General features: G+C 66.3%; 20 protein-coding genes. 6 read left to right on the top strand and 14 right to left on the bottom strand.

Features of this window, described 5'->3' with window-relative positions; genetic code table 11:
• Window positions 1-97: 97 nt before the first annotated feature.
• The 13 genes from BLS55_RS02250 to BLS55_RS02190 form a co-directional block, all read right to left on the bottom strand.
• Window positions 98-1,387 (bottom strand): (Fe-S)-binding protein, encoded by a 1,290-nt coding sequence (locus tag BLS55_RS02250; RefSeq protein WP_092152737.1) that lies wholly within the window; start codon window positions 1,385-1,387, stop codon window positions 98-100.
• Between the two features lie 3 nt (window positions 1,388-1,390).
• Window positions 1,391-1,816 carry a glycine cleavage system protein GcvH gene (gcvH, locus tag BLS55_RS02245; protein WP_092152736.1) on the bottom strand — a complete coding sequence of 142 codons (426 nt, stop codon included), beginning with the start codon at window positions 1,814-1,816 and terminating at the stop codon, window positions 1,391-1,393.
• 32 nt (window positions 1,817-1,848) lie between these two features.
• Entirely contained in the window at window positions 1,849-3,684 is a 1,836-nt protein-coding gene (locus BLS55_RS02240; protein WP_092152735.1) for a respiratory nitrate reductase subunit gamma, read from the bottom strand.
• Between the two features lie 122 nt (window positions 3,685-3,806).
• Entirely contained in the window at window positions 3,807-5,408 is a 1,602-nt protein-coding gene (lipA, locus tag BLS55_RS12230) for a lipoyl synthase (RefSeq protein WP_092152734.1), read from the bottom strand.
• A 769-nt stretch (window positions 5,409-6,177) separates the two neighbouring features.
• Window positions 6,178-7,542 carry a dihydrolipoyl dehydrogenase gene (lpdA, locus tag BLS55_RS02230; RefSeq protein ID WP_092152733.1) on the bottom strand — a complete coding sequence of 455 codons (1,365 nt, stop codon included), beginning with the start codon at window positions 7,540-7,542 and terminating at the stop codon, window positions 6,178-6,180.
• A gap of 66 nt (window positions 7,543-7,608) precedes the next feature.
• A complete protein-coding gene (locus BLS55_RS02225; protein ID WP_092152732.1) occupies window positions 7,609-8,964 on the bottom strand; it encodes a dihydrolipoamide acetyltransferase family protein in 1,356 nt (451 codons plus the stop codon).
• 68 nt (window positions 8,965-9,032) lie between these two features.
• On the bottom strand, window positions 9,033-9,812 hold the full coding sequence (locus tag BLS55_RS02220) for an acetoin reductase (RefSeq protein WP_092152731.1): 780 nt from the start codon (window positions 9,810-9,812) through the stop codon (window positions 9,033-9,035).
• An 81-nt stretch (window positions 9,813-9,893) separates the two neighbouring features.
• On the bottom strand, window positions 9,894-10,205 hold the full coding sequence (locus tag BLS55_RS02215; protein WP_092152730.1) for a DUF6506 family protein: 312 nt from the start codon (window positions 10,203-10,205) through the stop codon (window positions 9,894-9,896).
• Window positions 10,206-10,239: 34 nt separating this feature from the next.
• On the bottom strand, window positions 10,240-11,253 hold the full coding sequence (locus tag BLS55_RS02210; protein ID WP_257243102.1) for an ATP-NAD kinase family protein: 1,014 nt from the start codon (window positions 11,251-11,253) through the stop codon (window positions 10,240-10,242).
• A 72-nt stretch (window positions 11,254-11,325) separates the two neighbouring features.
• The gene (locus tag BLS55_RS02205; RefSeq protein ID WP_092152728.1) at window positions 11,326-12,300 is read right to left on the bottom strand and encodes an alpha-ketoacid dehydrogenase subunit beta; all 975 of its coding nucleotides are present in this window, start codon (window positions 12,298-12,300) and stop codon (window positions 11,326-11,328) included.
• 72 nt (window positions 12,301-12,372) lie between these two features.
• Window positions 12,373-13,335 (bottom strand): thiamine pyrophosphate-dependent dehydrogenase E1 component subunit alpha, encoded by a 963-nt coding sequence (locus BLS55_RS02200; protein WP_092152727.1) that lies wholly within the window; start codon window positions 13,333-13,335, stop codon window positions 12,373-12,375.
• 33 nt (window positions 13,336-13,368) lie between these two features.
• Window positions 13,369-13,731, bottom strand: a complete 363-nt coding sequence (locus BLS55_RS02195; RefSeq protein ID WP_092152726.1) for a Lin0512 family protein — start codon at window positions 13,729-13,731, stop codon at window positions 13,369-13,371.
• A 32-nt stretch (window positions 13,732-13,763) separates the two neighbouring features.
• Window positions 13,764-14,984, bottom strand: a complete 1,221-nt coding sequence (locus tag BLS55_RS02190) for a dihydrolipoamide acetyltransferase family protein (protein ID WP_092152725.1) — start codon at window positions 14,982-14,984, stop codon at window positions 13,764-13,766.
• Window positions 14,985-15,336: 352 nt separating this feature from the next.
• Between BLS55_RS02190 and BLS55_RS02185 the strand changes: the two genes are divergently transcribed.
• The 3 genes from BLS55_RS02185 to BLS55_RS02175 all read left to right on the top strand — a co-directional run bounded on the left by BLS55_RS02185 (window position 15,337) and on the right by BLS55_RS02175 (window position 21,800).
• The gene (locus BLS55_RS02185; RefSeq protein WP_180365364.1) at window positions 15,337-17,442 is read left to right on the top strand and encodes a sigma-54-dependent Fis family transcriptional regulator; all 2,106 of its coding nucleotides are present in this window, start codon (window positions 15,337-15,339) and stop codon (window positions 17,440-17,442) included.
• Between the two features lie 627 nt (window positions 17,443-18,069).
• Complete coding sequence (locus BLS55_RS02180) at window positions 18,070-19,140, top strand: 2,3-butanediol dehydrogenase (RefSeq protein WP_092152723.1); 1,071 nt, start codon at window positions 18,070-18,072, stop codon at window positions 19,138-19,140.
• Window positions 19,141-19,478: 338 nt separating this feature from the next.
• Window positions 19,479-21,800, top strand: coding sequence for a vitamin B12-dependent ribonucleotide reductase (locus BLS55_RS02175; protein WP_092152722.1), 2,322 nt, complete (start codon window positions 19,479-19,481; stop codon window positions 21,798-21,800).
• Window positions 21,801-22,080: 280 nt separating this feature from the next.
• Here BLS55_RS02175 and thrB read toward each other — a convergent pair whose 3' ends face one another.
• Window positions 22,081-22,635 carry a homoserine kinase gene (thrB, locus tag BLS55_RS02170; RefSeq protein WP_257243101.1) on the bottom strand — a complete coding sequence of 185 codons (555 nt, stop codon included), beginning with the start codon at window positions 22,633-22,635 and terminating at the stop codon, window positions 22,081-22,083.
• Between the two features lie 358 nt (window positions 22,636-22,993).
• Between thrB and BLS55_RS02165 the strand changes: the two genes are divergently transcribed.
• From BLS55_RS02165 to upp, 3 genes are all read left to right on the top strand, one after another.
• Window positions 22,994-23,665, top strand: coding sequence for a hypothetical protein (locus tag BLS55_RS02165; protein WP_092152721.1), 672 nt, complete (start codon window positions 22,994-22,996; stop codon window positions 23,663-23,665).
• Window positions 23,666-23,853: 188 nt separating this feature from the next.
• Window positions 23,854-24,945: a DUF362 domain-containing protein gene (locus tag BLS55_RS02160; RefSeq protein WP_092152720.1), complete on the top strand. Its 1,092-nt coding sequence runs from the start codon at window positions 23,854-23,856 to the stop codon at window positions 24,943-24,945.
• A 155-nt stretch (window positions 24,946-25,100) separates the two neighbouring features.
• Window positions 25,101-25,727 carry a uracil phosphoribosyltransferase gene (upp, locus tag BLS55_RS02155; RefSeq protein ID WP_092152719.1) on the top strand — a complete coding sequence of 209 codons (627 nt, stop codon included), beginning with the start codon at window positions 25,101-25,103 and terminating at the stop codon, window positions 25,725-25,727.

Below are 25,727 nucleotides of genomic sequence, written 5' to 3'. Positions count from 1 at the left end.
CGAAACGCAGCCCAGGCGCTCTCCCCCGGAAGCCGGGCAAGCGGGGGTCCAGGGGGGCCGGGCCCCCCTGGCCGGCGGAGGCAGCCTTCCCCGGCTCTCAGCCCTGGGCCGGGGCCGCGGGCCGGGCCGCCTGGGTCTGAACTGCCTGGGCCGCTTCCTGGGCCGCCGCTTCCGCCGCCTGTTTGCGCCCGGCTTCCAGGGAGCGGGCCACCAGCTGGCTCAGGTCCATAACCTCAATATTCACCTTGTTGCGTTTGGCGTAGGTGGTCATGGTCCGCACGCACTGCTGGCAGTTGGTCACAATGGCCTGCGCGCCCGTGGCCACGGCCTCCTCCACCTTGCGTTTGGACATGGCGGCGGAGAGATCGGGATCGATCATCTCCAGGTTGCCGCCGCCGCCGCAGCACAGGCAATGCTCGCGGTTGTGGGCCATTTCCACCAGGGTCAGGCCGGGGATGCGGGCCATGACCTCGCGCGGCGGGTCAAAGACGCGGCCGCCGCGGCCCAGATCGCAAGGGTCGTGGTAGGTGACGGTCATGGGCAACGGCCCCAGGGGCAGGCGGTTGTCCAGGGCGAGCTCAATGACCACTTCCGAGGCGTGGGCCAGCTCAAAGGCGGGGGGATAGTGCTCCCGCCAGATCTGGTAGCAGGACGGGCAGGTAAAGACCACCTTGCGCGCCCCCCGCGCCTTCACGGCAGCCACGTTGTGCGCAATGATGGCGGGCAGATCCGCGCTCTGGCCCGAACCCAGCAGCGGGAAGCCGCAGCACCATTCGTCTCCGGCCATGATGGTGAAGTCCACATGGGCGGCTTCCAGAACCTCCACAAAAGCCATGGGAATCTTCTGGGCCAGGGGGAAGTAGGCCCCCACGCAGCCCGTGAAGTAGACCACCTCGGCCGTGTCCTTCTGATAGCCGTGGCGCGGCGGCTTGCGCATGTCCTCCACCCAGTCGCCGCGCTCGTCGTTGTCTTCGTCAAAGACGTTGTGACTGCCTGAGAGGTTTTCGCGGATCATGCGGATTTTCTGCGGCGCGTCGCCCGTGCGGGCCAGCTCTTCGCGCAGGGAGAGCCAGAGATCCTTGAGGGGCAGGCCCGCAGGGCAGACCTCCTCGCAATCGCCGCACAGGGTGCAGCGGAACACGGACGTGCCGTAGGTTTTAAGGGCTTCGGGCGCCAGTTGGGGTTCCCGCCCCAAAAGGTCCAGAAAGGCCCGCCAGAAGGGGTTGCGGTCCCGCAGGAGCTTTTTGAGATTGGCCATGCGCACCTGAGCGGAAAGGTCCGCATCGCCCGTGGCCACCACCGCCGGGCAGACGTCCAGGCACTGGCCGCACTGGGTGCAGGCGTCCATAGCCATGCGCTGCCGGATGCCGAATGCAGACTGGGGCATTGGTCAGTCCTTCTTAAACTTCTTCACATCCTCCAGCAGCCAGGGTTCAAGCACGTCCTTGCCGCCGTGGATGAGAGAGTTGATCTGGCTCATGTCTGAGGGCTTGATTCTGTACATCCAGCCCTTGCCGTAACAATCGCTGTTAATGAGGCCGGGGTTGGCTTCCAGCTCCTCGTTGACGGCGGTCACCTCGCCGTCGGCCGGGCTGTAAACCGTGCCCAGCCACTTGCCGGACTCCACCTTGGCGAACTTTTTGCCCGCCGTGACGGCCTTGCCCACAAAGGGCAGCTGCACAAAGACGATCTGCCCGGCCAGCTTTTCCGCGAAATCGTCCATGCCGATGACCAGCTCATCGCCCTCCACGCGGACCCAGAAGTGGCGTTCGTCGTAGTACAGGTCTTCGGGGATGTTGTAACCGGCGATTTCCATGAATATTCTCCTTTACGGGTAGTGCCGGGGGCCTAACGGCGGCCCCGCAGGGTTTGGACCAGCAGGAAGAGCGGCGAAGTGAAAATGTGCCGCAACTGGCTGAAGGGAATGTAGGCCACGGTAAGGGCCGTGACCACGGCGTGGACGTACCAGCCCCAGCCGTAGATCCGGGCCAGGAAGGACGGCGACGCCGCCGCGAAAACCTGGGCCAGGGCGTAGCCGGCAAAGGCCCAGGAGCTGCCCACGGGCAGGCCCGTGAGGGCAATGCGCATGCCCTCCAGCACAAAGCCCGTGAGGGTGATGGCCAAAAGCAGCCACAGGGCGGGCCAGTCGTGCCGGGGCGCGTTGGCCGCGGCCTTCTTCTCGCGCCGCCAGAGCGCGGCGGCCGCCGCCAGCCCCGCCAGCAACACCAGGCCGCTCAGGTCATAAAGCACGGCCGTGGGGCCCCAGTCCTTGTTGAGCAGCAGCCACGGCCAGGCTGAGGCCGGAGCCCACAGGGAGCCCAGCAATCCCAGCATGCCCCAGGCGCAGCGGAAAAGGAAGGGGAAGAAGATGCAGGCGTGCACGGCCCAGCGCAGGGGCGATTCGCGGTACAGGCGGCGCTGCAGCAGCACGTCGCAGAAGAGCGCGCGCCAGCGGTTTTCCCTGGGGGCGTGGGGCGCGGGCGCGGGGCAGCCGTGGGTCTGCCCGGCGGCGTCCTTGCCCGCCGGTTTGCCGTCCTGCCCGTCCTTGCCCAGATTGGTGGCGGAGAACCAGAAGAGCCCCAGCACCGCAAAGCCCAGGACAAACACGGCCAGGCCCAGGCGGCTGGGCGTATCCTGCAGGCTGAAGGTGGCGGCGTGGCAGCCCATGCAGAGCACGCTCTTGGGCGGCAGCACGGCGTTGGCCGCGCCCACCGCGCCGTTGCCGGCGGGGCTTTGCGGTGTTACGGCCGCGCTGTGGCAGCGCGCGCAGGATTCCGTGCCCGGCCTGAGCGCCATGCTGTGCGCCTGCAGGGGCCCGGCGTTGACGGTAAAGCTCACCCGGCCCTCCGGCGTGCGCACCGGGGTCACACCCGCCAGGTGGCAGGCCCCGCACTCCACGCGGCTGTGGGCCTCATGGATGGTTTTTTCGTCATGCCGGGTGTGACAGGCAAGGCAATCCACCCGCGCCTGCCGGTTATGCGGGAAGCGCGCAGCCTCCTTGTGGCAGGTGAGGCAGTTCATGTCCCCGTGGGTCATGGCGGCAAAGGCCGCGGCGTCCAGCCTGCGGGCCGGGCCCTTGGCCTCAGGCCCGTGACAGGAGAGGCACATGGCCGGCTGCGCGGGGCCCTGCCCTCTGGCGAATTTCGCACTGCCCGCCGCGGCGGCTCCGCCCGTGACCTTGCCGTGGCAGGTAAAGCAGGCGGCCACCTCCGGCGCGGGTTTGGGCAGCTCTGTTTTGGCCTCGTGGCAGACGTTGCAGGCGGCGCGCATGTCGCTCTGCGGGGTCAGCCCCTTGGCGCGGGCCTCCGGGCCGAGCACCGTATGGGGATTATGACAGGCAACGCAGCGGTTGTAGTCCTGCGTTTTCATCAGCGGCTTGCCCGCGTGCCTGCCCTGCGCCAGCTCCTCTTCCACGGCGGCGTGGCACATAAGGCAGGTTTCGCGGTTGAAGGCCGTGCTGGCGGGCTTATTGAGCTTGTCCAGCCGGGGATGGTCGCCGTCGGACTGGTCCGGGTGGCAGTCCGCACAGGCCATGTCCCGGTGGGCGGAAGCGTGAAAGCTCGCCTCGTCCACAAACCACGAACCGGCCCGCGCTGCAGACGGCAGGCACCATATGGCCAGCGCCGCCAGCAGGACCGGCAGGACGGCGGCCCCAAGGCCGCGGTTGCCTAACCTCAATTCCATACGCCTTCTCCCTGAAGCATGTTGTGGTGCGGATTATGGCCGCAGCCGCGCGGCGCTCTGCGCCTGTTTTTCCGATAATCCCGTTGCGCGGTTGCGTCCGGGGCCGCCGCGCAGCCTCCGTTCTATGCGGACCGGGGCTGCAGCCCCGGAACAACCCGCAGGGTGCGCCCGGCGAACCCGCCCGGCAATGGCGCGGGAGCGGCGGGTTCGCCGAGCATGGCCTCGGCGCGGTACGAACTGCGCACCAGCGGGGCCGACGCCACATGGGTAAAGCCCATGGCCAGGGCCACGCGCTTCCAATGGGCAAATTCGTCCGGGGCCACATAGCGGGCCACGGGCACATGGCTTTTGGACGGCGCCAGATACTGGCCCAGGGTGAGCAGCCGACAACCGTGGGCGTGCAGATCGCGCAGCGTGGCGCGGATTTCGTCCCAGGTCTCGCCCAGGCCCAGCATAAGACCGGATTTGACCTGCAGGCCCCAGTCCGAGGCGCGGGCCAGCACGTCCAGCGAGCATTCGTAGCTGGCGCGGGGCCGCACCTGGGCAAAAACGCGCCGCACCGCCTCGATATTGTGGTTGAACACGTCGGGCCGGGCCGCACAGACCATGTCCAGGGCCGTCCAGTCGCCCTGAAAATCCGGCACCAGCACTTCCAGGCTGGTTTCCGGGCTCACGCCGCGCACGGCTTCCATCACCCGCACAAAGTGCCCGGCCCCGCCGTCGGGCAGGTCGTCCCGGGTGACGGAGGTGATGACCGCGTGGCGCAGGCCCATGCGCTGCACGGCGCGGGCCACATGCGCGGGCTCGGCCTGATCCAGGGGCGCTGGCTGCCCCTTGCCCACGGCACAGTAGCGGCAGCCGCGGGTGCAGACGTCGCCCATAATGATGAAGGTGGCCGTGCCCCGGCTGAAACATTCGCCCCGGTTGGGGCAAAGCGCCTCCTGGCAGACGGTGTGCAGGCCCAGGCCCTCCACCAGTTCCTGCACCGGACGCACGCCCGCGGCCGGGCGCAGGGGCACCGTAAGCCACGGGGGTCGCCGCGCGGGCGGTTCGGGCCGCACGGCAAGGCCGAAAGCCTGGGCAAAGGCGGCGGCAAACCGCTCCGTCGTTTCGCCCATATCCACTTCCCGGCCCAGTTCTTCCTGCAGGGAGGTCATGCGCTCCGTGGGGTTGCCGCAGGGCGTGATGAGACGAAAATAGTTCAGATCCGTATTGACGTTGAGGGCCATGCCGTGAAAGGTCACCCAACGCCGCACGGACATGCCCACGCTGGCGATTTTGCCCCCGTTGACCCACACGCCGGGGCCGTGCACGCCCAGCTCCGGCTCAAGGCCGTACTGCCGCAGCACGTCGGCCACAGCCCCGCAGAGGGTTTCCATATACCAGCGCAGGTCTTTGGGGCGCAGACGGATGATGGGATAGGCCACCAGCTGCCCCGGCCCGTGGAAGGTGGCCATGCCGCCCCGCTCCACCCAGAACAGCTCTACGCCGTGGCCGCGCAGGCAATCCTCGCTCACATGCAGATGCTCCGCCAGGCCGCCGCGGCCCATGGTCACCACGGGCTCGTGCTCCAGCAGCAGCAGAGTGTCCGGCACGGTTTCAGCCAGACGCGCCTCCACACGCTCTCTTTGAAAATCCAGGGCTTCGCCGTAGGGCACGCGGCCCAGGCGCAGCACTTCCAGGGGGGGACACGGATCAACGGCGGGGGCAATAACGGAAGACATAAGGCAAATCCTTGAGGCTGGTTGTACGTTGGTTGCGTTTTGGGAATGCCGCGGAGGGGCGTCGCCAAAGGGGCTCCTCCCCCGCGGCCCTGCCCTGAAAACATTGGTTCCCGTTGCCTTGTTTTTTGCGGAGCCGGGCACTTCCCCGGCCGTGCGTTTGTTGGCCCTGCGGGCAGGGCGGCGTGTTTTTATAGACGTTTACGCCGCACGCTGTTGCCGACATATCCTTTTCAGCAACACATTGCTGCTGTCGTCGCGCGGCCCCACGTCTGACAAAGCAAATCCGGGTTCCGGCAAGGAACCGTCCCGCCTCTCTTCGCACACGCCCCCCCGAACCGCAACGCCCCGAACTCCGGCGGTTCAAACCGCTTCTGTTCCCAGGCAAAAATCTTCCTCTGTCAGCCCGCCGCCGCACCACCCCGACGTGCAGCGGCGCGGATTCTGGTTTTGCGGCGCAACGCTCCGGGCGTACAGCGGCGCGGTGCGGATTTTGGTTCCTGGCAAGGAACCGCTCCCGGTGCGGGGCAGGGATAGTACTCTTCTCGTACAGCCCTGAACCGCAACGGAGCGGTGACGCCGCCAGGGGCAAAAGGCGTTGCAAGGCCCGGCCCACTGGCCCGCCGGCGTGGGCGGCGCGGTGCGGATTCTGCTTCCTGGCAAGGAACCGCTCCCGGTGCGGGGCAGGGATAGTACTCTTCTCGTACAGCCCTGAACCGCAACGGAGCGGTGACGCCGCCAGGGGGCAAAAGACGCCCGCGCCGCCCCACGTCTAGCCGCGCTTGGGCAGATAAAGCGCCCACCCCGCCGCATCGCGCGCGGCGTCCACCACGGTTTCGCAGAAGGCCGGGTGCACGCGGAAGCCCTTGGCGAACTCGGCCACGGTGCATTCCAGCTGCATGGCCAGCACGGCCTCGCCGATGATTTCGGAGGCGCAGCTGCCCACAATGTGCACGCCCAGGATTTCGCCCGTGGCGGCGTCCGTAACCATTTTCACCGCGCCGTCCACCTCGCCGCGCAGCATGGCGTAGCCGTTGATGGAGTAGGGGAAGCTGCCCACCTCAACCTCGTAGCCCGCGCGTTCGGCCTGCTCTTCGGAAAGGCCCACGGAACCCATCTGCGGGATGCCCCAGATGGCGCGCGAAACCAGGTGCGCAGGAAACTTTGCGGTTTTGCCCATGCAGTTTTCGGCCGCGCAGATGGCCATGGCCGAGGCCGCGTGGCTCAGCATCCAGCCGCCGGTGCAGTCGCCGATGGCGTAAACCGAGGGGCAGGCCGTGCGGCAGCGTTCGTCCACGGCGATGCCGCCGTCTTCCTTAAACTGCACGCCCAGGGCCTCCAGGCCCAGGCCCTTGGTCACGGGCTTGCGGCCCGAAACCAGCACCTTGTCCGCCTCTACGGTCTGTTCCTTATCCCCGCTCTTGAGGGTGCAGGCCTTGCCGGACACCTTGACCAGAGTGTGGCGGGGCATGATCTGCACGCCGCGCTCCCGCAGGGACTGGGCCAGACGCTGGCTGGAGTCCTGGTCCTCGTCGGGCAGGATGCGCGGGCCGGGCACGGCGTAGACCACCTTGCTGCCCAGGATGCTCAGCAGCATGGCCATTTCCACCCCGATATAGGTGGGGTCAGTGATCAGCACCGAGGCCGGAGCTTCCGTCATGTCCAGCAGTTGGTCAGTGGTGAAGGCCGCACCCTCAAGGCCGGGAATGGAGGGCATGTCCACGGTGCTGCCCGTGGCCACGATAATGTTTTTGGCTTCCAGCTTCTTGCCGCCGGCCTCCACAGTGGTGGGACCGGTAATTTTGGCCATGCCGGTGACCACTTCGGCCCCGTTGTTGGCGAGCAGCGCTTCCATGCCCATGCGGATATCGTTGGAGACGCCCTGCTTGCGGGCCAAAACGGCGCTGCAGTCCAGCTTGCCCACGGTGAGCTCCAGGCCGAAATCGCCCGCCTTGCGGGACTGTTCCAGCAACTCGGCCGCGCGCAGCCAGATCTTGCTGGGGATGCAGCCGCGCATGACGCAGGTGCCGCCCATGGTGCCGCCTTCCACCAGAACCACCTTGCCCTTGAGCTGCGAAGCGCGGATGGCGGCGGCATACCCGCCGGGACCACCACCTATGACAATGACATCGTACATCGTATTCTCCTGAACGCTGGTATGTTGTGCGGCGCGAAACCGCTGCGCCGCGTCGTAAAGGCCGGACTAAAACAGCAACAGGGCCGGATTTGCCAGGTATTCCGTGACGGTCTTCAGAAATTCCGCCGCGGGCGCGCCGTCCTCCACCCTGTGGTCAAAGGTGAGGCTCAGGCCCATCATGGAGCGCGCCACAACGGCGCCCTCACGGACCACGGGCTTCTCCACCACGCGGCCCACGCCCAGAATGCCCGTTTCGCCGGGCTTGAGGATGGGGGTGAAGAAATCCACCACCGAATGGGCCATGTTGGTAATGGTAAAGGTGCCGCCGGACATGTCGTCGGGGGTGAGCTGGCCGTTGCGGGCCCGCCCGGCCAGTTCGCGGGCAGCCTTGGCGATCTCCAGCAGGCCCAGCTCGTGGGCGTTGTGCAGCACGGGCACCATCAAGCCTTCAGGCAGGGCCACGGCCACGCCCATATGCACCGAACCGTGCCGGGTGATGACCTCGTCCGCCAGGGTGGCGTTCATGCGCGGGTGCTTAAGCAGCGCGCGGGAGACGGCCAGGATCAGCACGTCGTTCATGGAAAGGCGGAAGCTCTTGTCCCGCTTGAAACGGGCCTTGAAATCGGCGATGAGCTCCACGCAGGGGGTCACGTCCGCTTCCGTCACCAGGGTGAGCTGGGCGCTGTTCTGCAGGCTTGTCTGCATATTGTCGGCAATGATCTTGCGCATGCCCTCCATGGGCACGCTGCCGGGGCCGTCGGCCGGTCTGGCTGCGGCGGCGGTCGGCGCGGCCGCGAATTTCTCCGGATGGAGCACGCGCTCCACGTCTTCGCGCACGATCTTGCCGCCCTCGCCCGTGCCGGTAAGGGTGGTGATGTCCAGCCCGGCCTTAGCGGCCACCACGGCGGCCAGGGGGGTGATCTTGATCTTGCCCGTCAGCTCGCGGCGGGCCTGCACGTCGCGCTCCAGGATGCGGCCGTTGGGGCCCGTGCCTGTGACGCAGGCCAGGTCCACGCCCAGTTCGCGCGCCAGCCGCCGCGCGGCGGGGGAAGCCAACCCTCCCCCGCCAGAGCTTGGGGTTTGCGCGGCGGCCTTGGGCGCACTTTCTTTGCCCGCCTTGGGCGCAGGCGCGGCTTCCCCGGCTGCCGGGGCCGCGCCGCCCTCCACCCTGACGGGGCTTTCGCCCGGCTCGGCCAGCACGCCGACGGTGGTCTGCACGGGCACATCCTGCCCGGCCTGCACCAGAATCTGGAACAGCACGCCGTCGGCCGGGCTTTCCACTTTGTTGGTAATTTTGTCCGTTTCCACTTCAAAAAGGCCGTCGCCTTTTTTGACCGCGGCGCCTTCGGCCACGAACCATTTGGAAACCTTGCCGGTCTTCATGGTCAGACCGAGTTTCGGCATGGCAAGTTCAATGCTCACTGCTCTCTCCTGCTGCGTTAGACTTGTGCGGCTTTTGGCCCCGCGCCCGTGTCGGCATCAGCCCGGCCTCAGCGGTAGACCATCCCGCCATCAATAAGAAGTGCCTGGCCGGTCATGTAGTCTGAGTCCGGCCCGGCCAGATAGGACACCAGGGCGGCCACGTCCTCCGGCGTTTCGGGCCGGCCCAGGGCAATGCCCTCGCAATACTTTTTGAACGTTTCGCCCTTGGGCGCGCCGGTCAGCTCAGCAAAACGGGCGTCGATCTCCACCCACATGTCCGTGCCCACAATGCCGGGGCAGTAGGCGTTGACCGTAATGCCCCTGGAGGCCAGCTCCCGCGCGGCCGCCTGGATGAGCCCGCGCACGGCGAATTTGGTGGCGCTGTATGCGCCGAGCATCATGAAGCCGTCGTGCCCGGCGATGGAAGAAGCGCTGATGATCTTGCCCTTCTGGCCGCGCGCCATAAACTTGGACGCAGCCGCCTGAATGCCCCACAGCACGCCGTTGACGTTGATGCTGAAGATGCGCGCCACTTCCTCAGGCGTGACCTCCAGCAAAGGCTGCACCTGACAGATGCCCGCGTTGTTGACCATAATGTCAAAGCCGCCCAGCTCCTTTTCCGCCTGTTCCACAGCAGCGAAAACCTGGGCCCGGTCGCTCACGTCCGCGCCGATGACGGCGGCTTTGCGTCCCAGGGCGCGCACCTCGCCGGCCGTCTTCGCAAGGTTGTCCTTGTTCAGGTCCACCAGGGCGATGTCCGCGCCGTCCTTGGCCAGCCGCAGGGCAATGCCCCGGCCAATGCCGCGGGCCGCGCCCGTGACCAATGCCACTTTGCCGTTGATAGCCATGCTCGTTTCCTCCTCAGGTTGGGGGGAGCGGCGGGGCAACCGCCGCACGGGGGAATCCGGACGCCCGCGCCGTTGGCGCGCTCAGGCGAACACTGTATCGCCGCTGGCGTTGCCAAGGCCGGGGTGCACGTCAAAGCGCACCACGCCCACGGGCACGTTCACGGCCTTGGCCACGGCCGCCGCGCCGGCGTGGCCGAAGCCGCCGCACAGTTCTATGGCGCCGCAGCCTTCCTCGTTTACGGCCTTTTGGGCCGCTTCCACGGCCTGGGCGTAGGACGTGACGCCAATGGTCAGCAGGTCCACACCGGGGGTGCGCGTCCAGGTGCGGTACACGGCTTCCTGGCTGTTTTCCGCCTTGGGGGTCACAAAGATGAATGCCGCCTTCAGTTTCATACCCGCTCCTTGCCGCTCAGGGCGCTCAAAAAGTTCAGTTGGCGTAGCAGACCTGCGCGCCGCGCAGGAAAAGGCCGCGCTGCCGGGCGTATTCCAGAATTTTTTCCACATCCGCCACATAGAGCCTGTCCTGGGCCAGGCGCACGGCGGCGCGCTCTTCCGCGTGCACCTCCACCTCGCGCTCGCCGTCCAGGGCCAGCACGCAAGGCGCAAGCCCCACGGGAACCGCCGCTCCGGGCCGCATTTCGCGCACCTTGGCCACGCCCACGTCGGCGAACAGCCCAGGGCAGATGGCCGCCCGCACCTTGCAGGCGAAGTCCGGATCAAGCTCCAGAGCAAGGCCGCGCGGCTCCTCAGGCCCGATGCGCTCCAGCTGCCCCCCCACGGCGGAGAGGCCGATGCTTTCCGGCTTGCAGCGCGAGCAGAACAACTGGCTTACCCTGGTAATGTCCCACACCGCGCGGGAGGCCAGAAAGATGTCGTCGTACACGGCCACGTCCACCAGGGCTAGGTCGCGCACAGCCCCGTTCACCAGCACTTCCAGATAGGTGGGCCGAGTGCAGCCTTCGTCGCGGCTCACGCCGCCGCAGGCCAGCACCCCGGCGGCCAGCCCCGCCACCGTGGCCTCGGCCATGATGGGGAAGACGTTGTTGGTGCCGGTGGAGAGGGGCAGAATGGGCGTCTGCCGCGCGCCTTTACAGGCGGCGCGGCTGGTGCCGTCCCCGCCCATGACGATGATGACGGCCACGCCCGCCTCCTGCATGGCGGCGGCGGCGTTGACCGTATCCTCCTGCGTGTTGTGCGCGTAAATATCCACCGGAGCCACGTTCACGGGCGTTTCCAGGGCGTCGAGATCGCCCAGGGCGCGCGGCACGATGCCGTAGCCTTCGGGCATATAGAGCACGTCGCGCACGCCCGCTGCGGCCAGCCCCACCAGGATGCGGCGCACCATGCGCACTTTTTCCTGGTTGTCGAACACGCTGCCGTGGGCGACAAGACGGCGGATGTCCTTGCCTGAAGCGGGATTGGCTATGATTGCTGCTTTCACGGTGACTCCGGTGGACATGGGGCCGCAGGCGGCGCGCCCAAGGGGCAGCCTGCGGCCGTGAACGCGTACTGCTTATTGCCGCAAAGACTTGACCGCCGCCACGATCTTGTCCGCGTCGGGGATGTAGGCCTTTTCCAGCGGCGGGCTGAAGGGCACGGGGCAGAAAGGCGCGCCCACGCGCACGATGGGGGCGTCCAGATAATCCAGGGCCTCTTCGGCCACCATGGCGGCGATTTCCGCGCCCGCGCCGGCGTTCTTGACAGCCTCGTGGGCCACCACCAGGGCGTGGGTTTTTTTCACGGAATTGAGGATCAGTTCTTTATCCAGGGGCACCAGGCAGCGGGGGTCCACCACTTCCACGCTGATGCCTTCCTTGGCCAGGCGCTCGGCGGCTTCCAGCGCGGTGTGGACCATAAGGGAGGTGGCCACCACGGTCACGTCCGTGCCTTCGCGCTTGATGTCGCCCACGCCCATGGGGATTTCATACAGGGCGTCGTCCACTTCGCCTTCCACGCCGTAGAGGATCTTGTGTTCCAGGAAGATCACGGGGTTGTCGTCACGGATGGCGCTGATGAGCAGGCCCTTGGCATCGGCCGGGGTGGAGGGAATGCAGACCTTGATGCCCGGGATGTGCATGAACCAGGCTTCCAGGCTCTGCGAGTGCTGGGCCGCCGCGCCCACGCCCGCGCCCTGGGGCATGCGCAACACCATGGGCACCTTGGCCTTGCCGCCGAACATATAGTGCATTTTGGCGGCCTGGTTGAACAACTGGTCCATGGCCACGCCAATGAAATCCACAAACATGAGTTCCGCAATGGGGCGCAGGCCCGCGGCGGCAGCGCCGGCGGCAGCGCCCACAATGGCGCTCTCGGTAATGGGGGTATCGCGCACACGGCGCTCGCCGAAGGTGTCGAACAGGCCCTGGGTTACGCCGAAGCAACCGCCAAACTTGCCCACATCCTCACCGATGATGAACACGTTTTCGTCCCGCTCCATCTCCTGCCGCATGGCGTCGTTAAGCGCCTGCAGATACGTTTTGGTCGCCATAGAGTTCTCCATATCTGAAAAAGCTGAAGGTAACTGCGTAAAAATCCGTCCTCACCGGCCCGCGCGCAGGCGTCAGGCGTACACGTCGTCCAGCAGGTCCGCCGTGGTGGGGAAGGGGCTTTCCTCCGCAAACTTCACGGCGGCGTCCACATCGGCCCGCACCTGGGCGGTGACGGCGTCCAGTTCCGCCTGGGTGGCGGTTTTGGTTTCCACCAGTTTTTGGGCGAAGCGCGGGATGGGATCCTTGGCCTTCCATTCCTCCAGCTCCTTCTCGGAGCGGTAGACGCAGGCGTCGCCTTCAAAGTGGCCGCGCCAGCGGTAAGTCTTGCACTCGATGAGCGAGGGGCCCTGGCCTTTGCGGGCGCGCTCCACGGCCACGCTCACGGCCTCGTACACGGCCAGGACGTCGTTGCCGTCCACCACCACGCCGGGCATGTCGTAAGCGGCCGCGCGGTCGGCGATGTCGGTGATGGCCATGGACTTGCTCTGCGGGCAGGATATGCCGTAGCCATTGTTTTCATTGATAAAGATAACGGGCAGCTTCCAGGCGCTGGCCATGTTCAGGGATTCCTGGGTGGTGCCCTGGTTGGAAGCGCCGTCGCCGAAGAAGCAGGCGCACACGCCCTTGTTGTCCTTGTACTGGCAGCTCAGGGCCGCGCCCACGGCCAGGGGGCCGCCGCCGCCCACGATGCCGTTGGCGCCGAGGATGCCGATATTGAAGTCCGCAATGTGCATGGAGCCGCCCTTGCCCTTGCAGTAGCCGGTGGAGCGGCCGTAGATTTCGGCCATCATGAGCTTGAGGTCCCCGCCCTTGGCCAGGCAGTGGCCGTGGCCGCGGTGGGTGCTGGTGATCATGTCCGTCTTCTTAAGGGCGGCGCAGGCGCCGGTGGCCGTGGCCTCCTCCCCAAGATACAGGTGCACGAAACCGGGGATCTTGCCGGCCGCGAAGAACTTCTGCAATTCGCCTTCAAACAGACGAATCTTGGTCATGGTGCTGAACATGTCCAGCAGGACCTTCTTGTCGGGATGTTTCATGGTCTACTCCTCGTTGCTGATTGTTGCGCCGCGTTACTCCATGTCCACAGAAACGGTCAGGGCCGCGCAGGCCATGACGATATCGCTGCACCCAGGGCCGAAGCAGGCCACTTCCAGCCCCGGCGCGCGCAGGCCGCCGGGCGTGACCTCAATGCTTTTTTCGCCGATGGGCACGGCCGCCAGCACGGCTTCCTTATCCACCGCGCCCGGCTCCGGCACGCCCACGCGCACATGCACGCGCACGCCTTCAAAGCGCGTGCGTCCAAGCACCTCTACCAGACCGCAGAGGCAGGAACGCGAGATGGCGTTTTTCACGGCCCGCACGGCGGCCTTGGTCATGTCCGCGCCGTGCAGATCCGCGCCGGTGCCCAGCTCCACCACAAACCGCTGTTGCATGGCGCTCTCCTTTTTCCTTCAAATCCAGGGGTTCAGCCCAGCATGCGCACGGGTTTTTCCAGCATGTCCGCCAGGGTGCGCAAAAAGTTCATGGCCGGGCCGCCGTCGGTCACCATATGGTTGAAGGTCAGCGAAAGGGTCATCATCTTGCGCGGGCAGACCACGCCTTCCGCCACGCCGGCTTTCTCCGCCACGCGGCCCACGCCCAGGATGGCCGTCTCCGGCGGGTTGATGATGGGGGTGAAGCCGTCCACGCCCAGCATGCTCACGTTAGAGATGGTGAAGCTGCCGCCCTGGATTTCATCCATGGAAAGGCCGCCCTGACGGGCGCGCTTGGCCACGTCGCGCACGCGGCTTTTGAGCTCTTCCAGACCGCAGTCGTCGGCGTTCTTCACATTGGGCACGATAAGGCCCGTCTCCAGAGAGACGGCCACGCCCAGGTTGACGTGCTTGTGCAGGTGGATGCCGTCCTCCTGCAGGGTGCTGTTCATGATGGGGTGCTGCTTGAGCGCCCGGCACACGGCAAAGCAGATGATGTCGTTGTAGGAGAGCCGGTAGTCCGGATCCTTTTTGTGGCGGGCCAGCATGGCCTCGCGCAGGGCCACCATTTCCGTCACGTCCGCTTCCACAAAGACCGTAAGCTGGGCGGCGTTCTGCAGGCTGGCCTGCATGTTGTCGGCAATGAGCTTGCGCATCCCTTCCATAGGGATGATCTCGTCGTCCGTTGCCTCGCAGGGGGCCACAGGCGCGGCGGCGGGGGCCTTCTGGGCCGCCTCGTGGGCAGCGCGCACGTCTTTTTCCGTCACGGCGCCGTCACGGCCCGTGCCGGCAACGGCGGCCAGATCCACGCCCAGTTCCCTGGCCAGACGCCGGGCAGCGGGCATGGCCCGCACCTCGCCCGAAGCGGCTTTGGCGGCGGGGGCGGCGGCCTTGCCGCCAGATGCAGCGGGAGCGGCAGCGGCGGCAGGCGCGGCGGCATCCGCAGAAGCGCCCGCAGAGGCGGCCACGGCCTCGCCGGCTTCGCCGATGACGCCGATGACCTGCATCACCGGCACCACTTCGCCCTGGGGAGAAAGAATCTTAAGGAGCACGCCGCCGGCCGGAGCCTCCACCACGTTGGTGATCTTGTCCGTCTCCACTTCCAGCAGGGGCTGCCCGGCGCTTACGGCCCCGCCCTCGTCCACCAGCCAGCGCGCAATCTTGCCGGTTTTCATGGTCAGGCCCCATTTGGGCATTTGCACTTCGTAGGCCATCCGCTTACCTCCTTGCCTTGTTGGCACGCTTTGATGCCAGATGCCTATGCAACTCTGATACCAGTTTACAACTTAGCAAAATTATTAATTTTTATTTTTGCGCTGGAGTGTGGAACCACCCTTGTGTTCAGGATCGGAACACCCGCGCCAAGGGCGAACACCACCCTGAACCGCAGCCCGCCGCAAGCAAAAAAACCTTCGGAAGCGATGCGTATCCGCTTGCCGACGCACGCTTTTTTCCGACTGACAGTTTTGCGGCCTACCCTTCCCATCCCGTTCGGATTAGGGTAGTATGATTTGCAAAGCGGGCCGCCATCACCCCCCGGATGGCCCGGCCGGCGGGAGTTTTTGCATGTATGTACTGCAGCGCAACGGCGACGTGTTCGAAATGCGCCACGAAGTTTCCGAAGAAGCGCCGGGGCAGAAGCCGGGCCCGCTGCTCTGGGCCAGCAGCCAGGGCGGGGCGGGCCGCCGCGCCGCGTGGGAAGCCTTTATCCGCAGCGGCAAAATCACAGACCTCGATCTGCCCCGGCCCATTGCCGATTCCTGGCGACGCTGCCGCGCACTGGGCGTGGACCCGCTCATGCCCCACTGCGCGGAATTTGCCCCGGCAAGTCAGATCGAGCCGCAGGCCGCCGTATACGCCGAGCTGGCCGCCCATGTGGAACGCCGGGCCTACGAGCAGGTGCGCCACAAGGGCCTGCTGATCACCGTGGCCGAATCCCACGGCCGCATCCTGCGCACCTGCGGCAGCAAGGAAGTGCTGCTCCAGGCGGACAAGCTCTACTTCGGGCCTGGGGCGGTGTGGTCGGAGCAGAGCGTGGGCACCAACGCCATCAGCCTGGCCCTGGGGGACGGCATTCCCGCCCAGGTCATGGGCAAGGAACATTTTTGCAGCAGTCACCAGGCCTGGGGTTGTTCCGCCGCGCCCATCTTCACGCCCTTCGGGCACCTTTGGGGCTGTTTCGACATTTCCGGCCCGGCCACGGCCGACCACAGCCAGGCGCTCTGGATAGCCGTGAGCGCCGCCCGCGAGATCGAGCGCCTGCTGCTCAACGCCTCTCTGGCCACGATGGAGAACAAATCCCGCGCCCTGCTCAACACCCTGTTCAGCACCATGCCTGTGGGCGTGGTCATGGTGGACGCGCACGGCGCGGTGACCTACGCCAATGACCTGGCCGAACGCCTGCTGCGCCAAAACGGAACAGTGCGCGGCTGTCCGGCGGAAACCTTCTTTGACTACAACCTCTCCCTGCGCGAACGGGAGCGCGCGGGCTGCGCCGAAAGCCGCCCCCTGCGCTGCCGCGTGCGCCCCGACCTGCACGCCCAGGCCATACCGTTCAGCACCGGCGCGGAAGAAAACCGCTACACCCTCATCACCCTGCAGACCGACGCCCCCGCGCGCACGGCCCCGCCGCAGCGCGCTTTGCCCGGCCGCCGGGAGGAAAAAGGCCCCTTCGGCGGCATCCTCTACCGCAGCGCCGTCATGGCCAGGGTGGTGGAGCAGGCCCGGCACATGGCCCAGGGCCCGGCCGCCATCCTGCTGCACGGCGAAACCGGCACAGGCAAGGAGCTTTTTGCCCGGGCCATCCACGCGGCCAGCGCCCGCGCGGCAGGCCCCTTTGTGGCCATCAACTGCGGCGCGCTGCCGCGCGACCTGATCCAGAGCGAGCTTTTCGGCTATGAACGCGGGGCCTTCACCGGCGCGGTGGAAAAAGGCCGCCCCGGCAAGTTTGAGCAGGCCAACAAGGGCACGCTCTTTCTGGACGAAATTTCCGAAATGCCCCTGGAAATGCAGGTCAACCTGCTCCGCCCCCTGGAGGAGCGCTGCGTCACCAGGGTGGGCGGCAAGGAAAGCCTCCGGGTGGACTTTCGCCTCATCACCGCCACCAACCGCGACCTGGACCAGCTCCTGGCCGCCGGCACTTTTCGCGAAGACCTGTTCTACCGCATCCATGTGCTGGCCCTGGAAATCCCCCCCCTGCGCCAACGCCGGGAAGACATCGGGCTCATTGCGGAGCAGCACTGCCGCCGCCTCTGCCGGGACTACGGCCTGCCCTTCGGCGGGCTCTCGGTGCAGGCCCTGCGCCTGCTGGAGGACTACGACTGGCCGGGCAACGTGCGCCAGCTGGTGCACAGCATGGAATTTGCCGTCAATATGGCCCACGGGGCCTGTATTCTGCCGGAACACCTGCCCGTCCACCTGCGCGGCGGCTGCGCCGCCCTGCCGCCGGACGCACCGGACCCGCAAGGCCTGCCGACCCTGCCGCCCCTGGCCCCGCAACGGGCCGCGGCGGACGGCCAGGGGGCGGACTTCAACCTGGGCAACCTGGAAGCCCGCGCCATTCGCGCCGCCCTGGCCCACCACAAAGGCAACATGCTCCAGACCGCCAAGGCCCTGGGCATAGGCCGCAACACCCTGTACGCCAAACTGCGCCGCCTGGGCCTGGAGGTCTGAGGCCCGCTGCCCCGCCCCATGGCAGCCGCCGGGCCGTACAATCCTGACCGGCGGCGAGATCTATGCAATGGTATAAAACTCTGCTATGTTCTCCAGCGACAAGGGCTGCAGCCGCAAAAAGCCGCGCCCAGGGCCGGAATCCGGCGCGGCCTGCAGCCCCGGAGCAGTGGGGCAGTGCAGCAGTGAAACGCCCTGGCGGCGCGCGAGCAGACGCCAGCCGTACAGAGCCGCCAGCAGAATGCATTCGCGCTGGTGAACGCCGAAACGAGCATGCCGTAAACTTTGAACATGCCGATGCTCAAGGTAACCTGCTCCAGAACGGCAGTTTTTGGGCCGAAACGCGGCAAACGGTCGGCGCAGGGCGCTGCCCTTTTCCCGGTCCGGCACGGCCTGCCCTGCGGCGGCGCTGTTCCATCACAGCGCAGAGCTCGCCCCAGACTGTTCCCATTATGAACACTATTTTCCCATGTGGTATCAAAGTCATCATGTATAAAAAATCACGAACCAGTCCGGCCGCGCCCTCGCGGGTGAGCGGACGCACAACCGGGCCGCCGCCCCCTTAGGGCGGCACAGCCTGTGCAAATCAAAGAGCGGTTCCTGTTCACCCCAAACCAAAGGAGTCGCTCTATGACGGCAAGCATGCAGGCAGCAGTGTGGCACGGCAAAAAGGACATTCGCGTGGAAACGGTGCCCGTTCCCTCGCCCCCGCCGCCCGGCTGGGTGCAGATTAAGGTGGAATGGTGCGGCATCTGCGGATCGGATCTGCACGAATACCTGGCCGGGCCCATCTTTATCCCCGCGGAGCAGCCCCACCCGCTTACGGGCAAACAGGGCAGCGTCATTCTGGGGCACGAATTCAGCGGCACGGTGGCGGCCCTGGGCGAAGGCGTCACCGGCCTTGCAGTGGGCGACAGGGTGGCCCCGGACGCCTGCCAGCACTGCGGGGAGTGCCAGCCCTGCCGGGAAGGCCGCTACAACGTGTGTGAAAAACTGGCCTTTACCGGCCTGGCCAACGACGGCGCTTTTGCCCGACTGGTCAACGTGCCGGCGGGTCTCTGCTTCAAACTGCCGGAAGGGGTTTCGGCCGAGGCCGGGGCCGTTATGGAACCCCTGGCCACGGGCTTCAAGGCCGTGCGCATGGCCGGCAGCATCCTGGGGCTCAACGTGGTGGTGCTGGGCGCGGGCACCATCGGCCTGGGCACCATTATGGCCGCCAAGGCCGCGGGCGCAGGGCGGATCATTGTGCTGGAAATGTCCCGCGCGCGCATCGCCAAGGCCAAGGAGTGCGGGGCCGACATTGTCATCAACCCCAAGGAGTGCGACCCCGTGGCCAAGGTGCGCGAGCTCACGGGCGGCTGCGGCGCGGACGTCTCCTTTGAGTGCATTGGTAACAAATTCACCGGCCCCCTGGCTGTGGACGTGCTGCGCAATACGGGCACGGCCGTTATTGTGGGCATTTTTGAGGAGCCCAGCGCTTTCAACTTCTTCAGCCTCAGCGGCACGGACAAAAAAATCCAGGGCACGCTGGCCTACACCATAGAGGACTTCAAAGGCCTGGCCGCGCTCATGGCCAAGGGGGCCATCCGGGCCGAGAACCTCATTACCGGCAAGATCGAGCTGAAAGACATCATGGAAAAAGGATTTATGGAACTCATCAACAACAAGGACGAAAACATCAAAATTCTGGTGCGTCCGTAAGCATTGCGTCCGTGCGCGGCGTGACCCGACGCGCCGCGCCGACCCTCAAAAGGCCGGAACCGCCCCGCAGCGGTTGCCGGCCTTTTCCCGTTTGCGCCGCCGGGCCTCCTCGCCCGCGCGGTTTTATCGTTCATTTTAAACAGGAACGATTTCAGTTTGTTAACGAAGGCAAGCGGCTTTACAGGCCTTTTCTTCGGTCCGCATCCGTGTATACTGCGCCTTGGCGCGGCCCCCGCGCCAAGGAACAACGCCCGTCTTCCGGCACAAAAATCACGCGGCCACGCGCCGCGCGCTCTTATACCCAGCCGCCAACCGGCATATATCCAAGAAGGACACGCATGCTGCCTTTGCCTACCGACCTGCCCGAACCGGAACTTTCCCGCAATACCGCCGTGGTGCTGCAAAAACGCTACCAGCGCAAACACCCCGACGGCAGCCTGATGGAAACGCCGCGCGACCTTTTCTGGCGCGTGGCCGCGGCCATTGCCGCGCAAGAGGCCGCCTACCGGAGCGCCTACGCCCCTGAGGCCCTGGCGCGGGAATTTTACAGCCTGATGACCTCCTGGAAATTCCTGCCCAACTCCCCCACCCTGATGAACGCGGGCACGGATCTGGGCCAGCTTTCGGCCTGCTTCGTGCTGCCTGTGGGCGATTCCATTGAGGAAATTTTTGATGCCGTCAAATACGCCGCCATGATCCACAAATCCGGCGGCGGCACGGGCTTTTCCTTCTCCCGCCTGCGCCCGCGCGACAGCCGGGTGGGCTCCACGGGCGGCGTGGCTTCGGGCCCGGTTTCCTTTTTGCGCATCTTCAATACGGCCACGGAGCAGATCAAACAGGGCGGCACCAGGCGCGGGGCCAATATGGGCATCCTGCGCGTGGACCATCCGGACATCGTCCAGTTCATCCGCGCCAAGGAAAAAGAAGGGGAATTCAACAACTTCAACCTTTCCGTGGGCCTGACGGAAGCCTTTATGCAGGCCGTGGAAAAGGACGCGCCCTACGACCTGCGCGACCCCCACACCGGCGAGGTGGCCCGCCGCCTGCGCGCCCGCGAGGTCTTTGACCTGCTGGTCAAAAAAGCCTGGCAGTCCGGTGACCCGGGCATTGTTTTTCTGGATCGCATTAACCGCGACAACCCCACCCCGGACCAGGGCGAGATCGAATCCACCAACCCCTGCGGCGAACAGCCCCTGCTGCCCTTTGAGGCCTGCAACCTGGGCTCCGTTAACCTGGCCCGCTTCTTTGCGCCTGGGCACGAAAACGACGCGGACCCGGCCGCGCAGGGCGTGGACTGGGCCGAGCTCGCCCGCGTGGTCCATTTGGCCGTGCGCTTTCTGGACAACGTCATCGACGCCTCGCGCTTTCCCCTGGAAATCATCACCGAAACCGTGCGCAAAAACCGCAAGATCGGCCTGGGCGTCATGGGCTTTGCCGACCTGCTCTTCCAGCTCAACGTGGCCTACAACTCTCCTGAGGGCCTGGCCCTGGGCGAGCGCATCATGGCCTTCATTCAGGAGGAAGGGCACAAGGCTTCGGCCCAACTGGCCGAGGAGCGCGGCCCCTTCCCGGCCTACGGCAGCTCGGTCTACGCCGCCAGAAAGGAAGGCCCCTACCGCAACGCCACAGTCACCACCATTGCGCCCACGGGCACCCTTTCCATCATTGCGGGCTGCTCCTCCGGCGTGGAGCCCCTCTTTGCCCTCTGCTTCACCCGCAACATCCTGGACGGCGAGCGCCTGCTGGAGGTGAACCCCTACTTTGAGGCCGCCCTGGCCCAGGCCGGCATGTGCAGCCCGGAAATCATGGAAGCCGTGGCCGCCAAGGGCTCTGTGGAGGATATGGACTTCCTGCCCGACGACCTGCGCCGCGTTTTTGTCACGGCCATGGATATGGCCCCGGTCTGGCACCTGCGCATGCAGGCCGCCTTCCAGCGCCATACGGACAATGCCGTTTCCAAAACCGTGAATCTGTCCCACGAGGCCACGGAAAAAGACATTTTTGACATCTACTGGCTGGCCTACAAAGAAGGCTGCAAAGGCGTCACCGTCTACCGCGACGGCTGCAAAAGCGTGCAGGTGCTGGCCACCGGCGAAGGGCAGAAGGCCATGGACCAGGCGCACGGCCAGGCCCAGGCCGCCGGTCAGACCGCGCCCGCAGCAGAGCCGCACGATCTGCCGCAGGAGCAAGCCGCCCCGCCGCTCAGCGCGGGCGTGCGCCGCAGGCCGGAAATCCTCTGGGGCTTCACACAGAAGGTGCCCACCGGCCTCGGCACCATGTACCTTACCGTCAATGAGGTGGAAGGCAGCCCCTTTGAGGTTTTTGCCACCATCGGCAAGTCCGGGCACTCCATCACCGCCAAGGCCGAAGCCATCGGGCGGCTGGTCTCCCTGGCCCTGCGCTCCGGCGTCAACGTGCGCGACGTGGTGGCCCAGCTCAAGGGCATTGGCGGCGAACACCCCGTGTTCCGCCACAAGGGGCTGCTGCTCTCCATTCCGGACGCCATCGCCTGGGCCCTGGAAAACCACTACCTCCACGGCGAACATGTGGGCATGGTCAGCGATATTCAGGGGCAAATCTGCCCGGAATGCGGCGAAACCCTGCTTTTTCAGGAAGGCTGCCTGACCTGCCCGGGGTGCGGTTTTTCCCGCTGCAGTTAGGGCTCTTCAATTTTGAAATGCCCTAACGCAGACGCACCTTCCCTGGCGGAGAACAGAATCCGCCTCGTGCAGCCGCACGGGGCGGCGTCTGCGCAGAGAAAAGTTTTTGAAGGATGGGGGGCGTAGGGGAAGGGGCCTTTCGTACAGCTCAGCCCGTCACGACGAAGGAGCTTAGCCCGTTACGACGAAGGAGCTTAGCCCGTTACGACGAAGGAAGTTACGGGCGAAGACAGCAGCGCTAGTTACGGGCGAAGACAGCAGCGCTCAAAAGTCCCCTTCCCTACCCCTTGGGCTCCAGACTGTGGGGGGGCAGGTGGACGCGGATCCAGCGGGCGCAGTCCTCAGGCGGGGCGTCGGCGGGGCAACGCAGGGCGGCGTAGCGGTTGTAGAGGGCCTGGCGTTCGTCAAAAATGTCGCGCAGGCTTTCGCCGGGGTTCATGGCGATGCCGCGTTCCGGGTTGCGGGCCACCCGTTCTTCAATGAGGGCGAAAGGCACGTCCAGAAAGACCAGCGCCCCCAGGGTGGCCAGGTGGGCCATGGCGGCCGGGCGATAGACCACGCTGCCGCCCGTGGCGATGACCGCGCGCTGGGCGCGGATGGCGCGGATGACCGTGGCCTCCGCGTCCAGGAAGGCTTCCTTGCCCAGGGCGTCGGTAACGTCCTGGAGGCGCGCGCCGTAGATGGATTCGATAAGGTGGTCGCTGTCCACAAAGGCCCAGTCCAGATCGCGGGCCAGCGCGCCGCCCACGGTAGTTTTGCCCGCACCGGCCATGCCGATGAGGATAACGCAGGGCAAAGCGGCCTGAGGGGCGGCAATAAGCGGGGCAGCGGACATAGGGGCTCCTTGGGGCAGGCCCTGACGGCGTCCGGAAGGCGCTTGGGGCCTCCTGCAAATGTGCCAACGGCCGGACCCCCTGTCAAGGGGCCTCAAGTTTTGCGGGCGCTTGCCGATAAGCGTTGCTGGAAGGCGCTTTCAGGCCATTGCGGCGCAGCGGGCGCTACCCCAGGCTGCTCTGGAACGCCCCGCCGTCCGGTGCGGCCTGCGGCTCTTCATAGTCAGGCCTGCGCCGCATGCTTACATTGGCGCTGTTCCGGCGTCTGGCAGGCATACGCCGCAGCAACCGCGCAACCGCAGCCTGCCCGCGCGGCAAACCGCCGGTGCGGGCGTCCTGCCTTCCTGGTGGAGGATTGCCATGCGTACCTTGTGCCGTGCCCTGCTGGCGGGGCTGCTGACCCTGTTTGCGGGCCCTGTCCCGCCCGTTTCGGCAGTGGAAGCCCACGACCTGCCCCCGGCCCGCACGGCTGCGGGACAGACCAACCTTACCCATATCTGGACCGAAAAAGGCGGCGCGCGCCTCTACTGGAACACCCTGGTGGATCCGCGCCAAGTCCGCATGGCGGGCGCGCGTTTTGACGACCCCGCCGCCGTGCCGGAGCTGCGCCTGGCCCCGCCGTCGGTCACGCCCGCGCCCCGCCGCTACCGAAGCCTCCGCAAAAAGGTGCAGGCGCGCAAGGCCGCGCCCGTTGTCGCCGCGCCCAAGGGCGTGGGCGCCGCAGCTCTTGTTCCGCCAGTGAAAAGCAAGGCCGAAAAGACCGCGACGTCGCCTTCCGCCCCGGCGGCAAGCGCCGGGCCCAGCGCCGCCAAGGGCGCGTCCGCGGTTCCCGTCGTCCCCCTCTCCGACGCGGCGTCTCTGCCCTACCCCGCGCCGTATGCCGCGCCCGCGCAGACTCCGGGCGGGGGCGCAGCCCCGGCAAAGGCTGCCGCCGCCGCGTCCTCCCCCACAGCGCCGGACGGCCGCAGCGTAGGGGCGCTCCTGCCGCCGCCGCTCACGGCCGCGCAACCTTCCGGCACAACGCCGCGCTGAAGCCGGCGCGGCCGCAGCGGATTTTTTCTCGACCTCCGCCCTCAGGTTTGGCATGCTGGGGCCGTTCGCCGCGCCTGGTCATGGGGCGGCCCGCCCCGCGCGGCGAACGGCAGCGTATTTCCGCGCCGCTTTGCGGCGCGCGCATCCATGGCGGCTTTCCGACAAAGCCCCTGGGGAGGAGAAAACCCATGCCCGCCACAGTCTATTTTGCGGCATCCCGCACCCGGTCCCATGAGGACAGCAAACTGGCCAGGCTCGCCCGCCTTTGCGACGCCCTGGGCCTGAAAAAAATCCTGAAAAAAAACGACCTGGCCGCCGTTAAGCTGCACTTCGGCGAATACGGCAACGACACCCACCTCAACCCCACCCTGGTGCGCCAGGTGGTGGACAAGGTGCTGGAGGCCGGGGCCAAGCCCTTTCTTACCGACACCACCACCCTCTATTCCGGCACGCGGCACAACGCCGTGGACCATCTGAACACGGCCTACCGCCATGGCTTTGCGCCCTCGGTTGTGGGCGCGCCCGTCATCCTGGCCGACGGCCTGTACGGCGAAAACGACGTGCCCGTGCGCATCAACGCCAAACACTTCAAGACCGTGCACATCGCCACGGAAATCCGCCGCGCCCCGGCCATGGTGGTGCTCTCGCACTTCAAGGGACACGAGATGGCGGGCTTCGGCGGGGCCATCAAAAACCTGGCCATGGGCGGCGCTGCCGTGCGCGGCAAGCGGGAGCAGCACGCCACGCATGTGAGCGTGGCGGCCGAAACCTGTATCGGCTGCGGCAAGTGCGTGAAGGTCTGTCCGCAGCAGGCCCTGAGCCTGCACGACAACAAAAGCGTAGTGGATAAAGAGCGCTGCATCGGCTGCTTCGAGTGCATGACCGTCTGCCCGGTCAAGGCCATCAGCCTGGACTGGGCCACAGAAATCGTGCCCTTTATGGAGCGCCTCACCGAATACGCCTACGGTGCGGTCAAAGGCCGGGGCAAGCGGGTCTGCTACATCAATTTTGTGCTCAACGTGACCCCGGACTGCGATTGCGTGGGCTGGAGCGACCTGCCCCTGGTGCCGGACGTGGGCCTGCTGGCTTCCACAGACCCCGTGGCCCTGGACCAGGCCTGTCTGGACCTGGTCAACGCCGCGCCCCGGCTGGACCCGGCCCTGAACGGCGCGCCGGACGTGTTTGCCGCCCGCTGGCCCCACACCAGGGGCGAGGTGCAGCTCAGCTACGGCGAGGCCCTGGGTCTGGGCAGCCGGGAATATGTGCTCAAAAACGTCTGAGCAGATTGGATCGCGGGCCCGCACGGGCCCGCTTTTTTTGGGCCTCCGGCCCGTGCGCTCTGCGCCGGGGCCTTGACAGGATCGCATCAAGCGCCTAGGCTGTTTCGATTTTAGTATTATAAAACACAGTGTTACCAGTCAGCAGGAGAATCCCCATGGCCGTGCATATTGTCGATCACCCCCTGGTGCGCCACAAGCTGGGCATTTTGCGGCAGGCTGCCACCTCCACCCACGAATTTCGCACCGTTTCCAACGAGATCGCCCGCCTGCTCATCTACGAAGCCACCAAAAACATGCTTACGGAGCCCCTTACCGTGGAGGGCTGGGCCGGCCCGGTGGAAGTGGAGGTCATCTCCGGCAAAAAGGTGACGGTGGTGCCCATCCTGCGGGCGGGCCTGGGCCTCATGGACGGCGTGCTGGACATGATCCCCGGCGCGCGCATCAGCGTGGTGGGCATGTACCGCAACGAAAGCACCCTGGAACCTGTGGAATACTATGTGAAGCTGGCCAGCGACCTGGACCAGCGCCTGGCCATCATCCTGGACCCCATGCTGGCCACGGGCGGCTCCATCATCGCGGCCATTGACCTGCTCAAAAAGCACGGCTGCCGTCAGATCTGCAGCCTGAACCTGGTCTGCGCGCCCGAAGGCATCGCCAAAGTGGAAGCCCGGCACCCGGACGTGGATATCTACACCGCCGCCGTGGACGACCACTTGAACGAAAACGGCTACATCATCCCCGGCCTCGGCGACGCCGGGGACCGCATTTTCGGCACCAAATAA

Source organism: Desulfovibrio legallii, assembly GCF_900102485.1.
Classification (GTDB): domain Bacteria; phylum Desulfobacterota; class Desulfovibrionia; order Desulfovibrionales; family Desulfovibrionaceae; genus Desulfovibrio; species Desulfovibrio legallii_A.
The sequence above is the reverse complement of the archived record's forward strand: the minus strand, read 5'-3'. Positions and strand labels throughout refer to the sequence as shown.

Excerpts from the sequence above, each read along its gene's own strand:
- BLS55_RS02250 (WP_092152737.1), bottom strand. The coding sequence starts at position 1,387 with ATGCCCCAGTCTGCATTCGGCATCCGGCAGCGCATGGCTATGGACGCC.
- gcvH (WP_092152736.1), bottom strand. The coding sequence starts at position 1,816 with ATGGAAATCGCCGGTTACAACATCCCCGAAGACCTGTACTACGACGAA.
- BLS55_RS02240 (WP_092152735.1), bottom strand. The coding sequence starts at position 3,684 with ATGGAATTGAGGTTAGGCAACCGCGGCCTTGGGGCCGCCGTCCTGCCG.
- lipA (WP_092152734.1), bottom strand. The coding sequence starts at position 5,408 with ATGTCTTCCGTTATTGCCCCCGCCGTTGATCCGTGTCCCCCCCTGGAA.
- lpdA (WP_092152733.1), bottom strand. The coding sequence starts at position 7,542 with ATGTACGATGTCATTGTCATAGGTGGTGGTCCCGGCGGGTATGCCGCC.
- BLS55_RS02220 (WP_092152731.1), bottom strand. The coding sequence starts at position 9,812 with ATGGCTATCAACGGCAAAGTGGCATTGGTCACGGGCGCGGCCCGCGGC.
- BLS55_RS02215 (WP_092152730.1), bottom strand. The coding sequence starts at position 10,205 with ATGAAACTGAAGGCGGCATTCATCTTTGTGACCCCCAAGGCGGAAAAC.
- BLS55_RS02205 (WP_092152728.1), bottom strand. The coding sequence starts at position 12,300 with ATGGCGACCAAAACGTATCTGCAGGCGCTTAACGACGCCATGCGGCAG.
- BLS55_RS02200 (WP_092152727.1), bottom strand. The coding sequence starts at position 13,335 with ATGAAACATCCCGACAAGAAGGTCCTGCTGGACATGTTCAGCACCATG.
- BLS55_RS02195 (WP_092152726.1), bottom strand. The coding sequence starts at position 13,731 with ATGCAACAGCGGTTTGTGGTGGAGCTGGGCACCGGCGCGGATCTGCAC.
- BLS55_RS02190 (WP_092152725.1), bottom strand. The coding sequence starts at position 14,984 with ATGGCCTACGAAGTGCAAATGCCCAAATGGGGCCTGACCATGAAAACC.
- BLS55_RS02185 (WP_180365364.1), top strand. The coding sequence starts at position 15,337 with ATGTATGTACTGCAGCGCAACGGCGACGTGTTCGAAATGCGCCACGAA.
- BLS55_RS02180 (WP_092152723.1), top strand. The coding sequence starts at position 18,070 with ATGACGGCAAGCATGCAGGCAGCAGTGTGGCACGGCAAAAAGGACATT.
- BLS55_RS02175 (WP_092152722.1), top strand. The coding sequence starts at position 19,479 with ATGCTGCCTTTGCCTACCGACCTGCCCGAACCGGAACTTTCCCGCAAT.
- thrB (WP_257243101.1), bottom strand. The coding sequence starts at position 22,635 with ATGTCCGCTGCCCCGCTTATTGCCGCCCCTCAGGCCGCTTTGCCCTGC.
- BLS55_RS02165 (WP_092152721.1), top strand. The coding sequence starts at position 22,994 with ATGCGTACCTTGTGCCGTGCCCTGCTGGCGGGGCTGCTGACCCTGTTT.
- BLS55_RS02160 (WP_092152720.1), top strand. The coding sequence starts at position 23,854 with ATGCCCGCCACAGTCTATTTTGCGGCATCCCGCACCCGGTCCCATGAG.
- upp (WP_092152719.1), top strand. The coding sequence starts at position 25,101 with ATGGCCGTGCATATTGTCGATCACCCCCTGGTGCGCCACAAGCTGGGC.